We start from the raw sequence: 1907 nt of genomic DNA, 5'->3' as shown, positions 1-1907 counted from the left end.
TCGGCCGGTCGATGTGGAACGGGCTGATGTCGTAGTCCGTCCGGCCGTCGAGGGCCAGGTCGCTCAGGATGCGGCCGATGAGGCTGGCGAACTTATAGGCGTGGCCCGCGCCGATGGCGATAGACACGTTGGGCTGCTCCGGCAGGCTGCCCAGCACGAAATCCCGGTCGGGCGGCATGTCGTAGAGGCACGTCTTGGTGTAGAGGTGCGGCCCCATCATCGTCGGGATGACCCGGCTGAGGAACGCCTCCGTCCGGGCCAGCGTTGCCGCGTTCGGCTCGAAGGTGCGCGTCTCGGCCGTCACCCGCTCGCCGCCCACGTCCTGCGCCGCTTTCGGCCCCGGCTCGCCGAAGACGGGGAAGCCATAGAAGCACGGCTCGTCCAGCCAGATCCAGATCGGGAAGCGGTCGGGCGTGAAGTCGGCGGCGTGGGGCGTGGCGAAGTAGGTCACCTGCTCCTGCGTCACCGTCAGGTGCAGCCGCCGGCCGAAGTGGGCCAGCACGCCGTTCGACCACGCCCCGGCGGCGACGATGAGGCGGCGGCAGCGGTACGTCTCTCCGCCGGCGACCACCTCCAACTCGTCGCCGCGCGGCCGGACGGCCGTCACCGGCGCGTGGTCGCGCAGTGTCGCCCCATACGCCCGCGCCAACCGGCGGTGGGCGGCGTTGCTCTTGTTGGGCGTGGCGATGCCGCTCTGGGCCTGGTAGATGGCGCTCACGTCGTCGGTCAGCCGGAACTGGGGCCAGCGCCGTATGACCTCAGCCGCCGACAGATGCTCGTAGGGCACACCGGCCGCGTCCATGCTGCCGGTGTAGTCGGCCATCGCGAAGGGCGAGGCCGCCGGCCAGAAGTCCAGCCCGCCCGTGCGGTAGACCAGCTGCTCGCCCGCGTCCGCCTCGACCTCGGCCCAGGCGGCGTAGGCGTGCTTCGCCAGTTCGACGTAGCCGGGCGTGTGGTAGGAGAGGCGAATGATGCGCGAGTGGTCTTGCGAACCGCCGCGGGCGTGGTCAAGCTCGAACTGCTCCAGGCCCAGGACGCGCCCGCCGTTGCGCCGCGCCGTCCAGTACAGCGCCGCGCTGCCCAGCCCGCCGAGGCCGAGGATGATGGTGTCGTAGTCGTGTTTCATAGTAATGTCTATAGTGTTGTTCGGACGAAATACCCCGCGCCGATTGTCCCGCCCCTACAACTGTCCACGCTCATGCTTCCCCGGCTCCCCCGCAAAGAGACCGCGCAATTCCTCCAGCGGCAACCCATACACCACCCGCCCCTGCCACCCCGTCATCGTCCCCCCGGCCACAACGGCGTTGACGATGGCTTCCTCCACCGCCTCGGCCGCGGCGACGAACACGGGATTCAGGTGGTGGTTGGGCAGCATGCGCAGCGCGGTCAGTTCTTCTCCCGCGTTCAGGTCGTTGCCCGTGGCGAAGGCCAGGAAGATATCGCCGCTGCCGTTGTGGCCCATGCCGCCGGCGCGGGCGAAGCCGACCGTCGCCCGCTTCGCCAGCCGCCGGCACTGGAACGGCAACAGCGGCGCGTCCGTCCCCAGGATGATGAGGATGGAACTGCTCTGCGCCGGCTCGTCCCAGGGGGCGGGCGTGCGGGCGCGGTCGATGAGCCGGCCGGCGGGCACGCCATCTACGCGGAAATCCTCGCGCGAGCCGTGGTTGGCCTGGACGAGCGCGCCGATGGTGTACGTCCCGGCCTTCGTCTCGACCACCCGCGACGACGTGCCGATGCCCCCCTTGAACTCGTGGCAAATCATGCCCGTGCCGCCGCCGACGCTGCCCTCGGCCACCGGCCCGCCGGCCACGCCATCCAGCGCGGCGCGGACGTGCTCCGCCTTCAGGTGGAAGCCGTCCATGTCGTTCAGCCAGCCGTCCCACGTCTCGGCCACCACCGGCAGGCCG

Annotated in this window: 2 protein-coding genes; both read right to left on the bottom strand. The window is 70.4% G+C overall.

Annotation, left to right across the window (positions count from 1 at the left end; genetic code table 11):
* On the bottom strand, window positions 1–1126 hold a 1126-nt coding region (gene solA, locus ACE3UY_RS14235; protein ID WP_374688173.1), incomplete at its 3' end, for an N-methyl-L-tryptophan oxidase.
* A gap of 54 nt (window positions 1127–1180) precedes the next feature.
* On the bottom strand, window positions 1181–1907 hold a 727-nt coding region (locus tag ACE3UY_RS14230), incomplete at its 5' end, for a P1 family peptidase (protein ID WP_374688172.1).

Source organism: Promineifilum sp. (SeqCode) (assembly GCF_041918635.1).
Lineage (GTDB): Bacteria > Chloroflexota > Anaerolineae > Promineifilales > Promineifilaceae > Promineifilum.
Note: the sequence above shows the minus strand (reverse complement) of the source record. Positions and strands in the feature narration are given on the sequence as shown.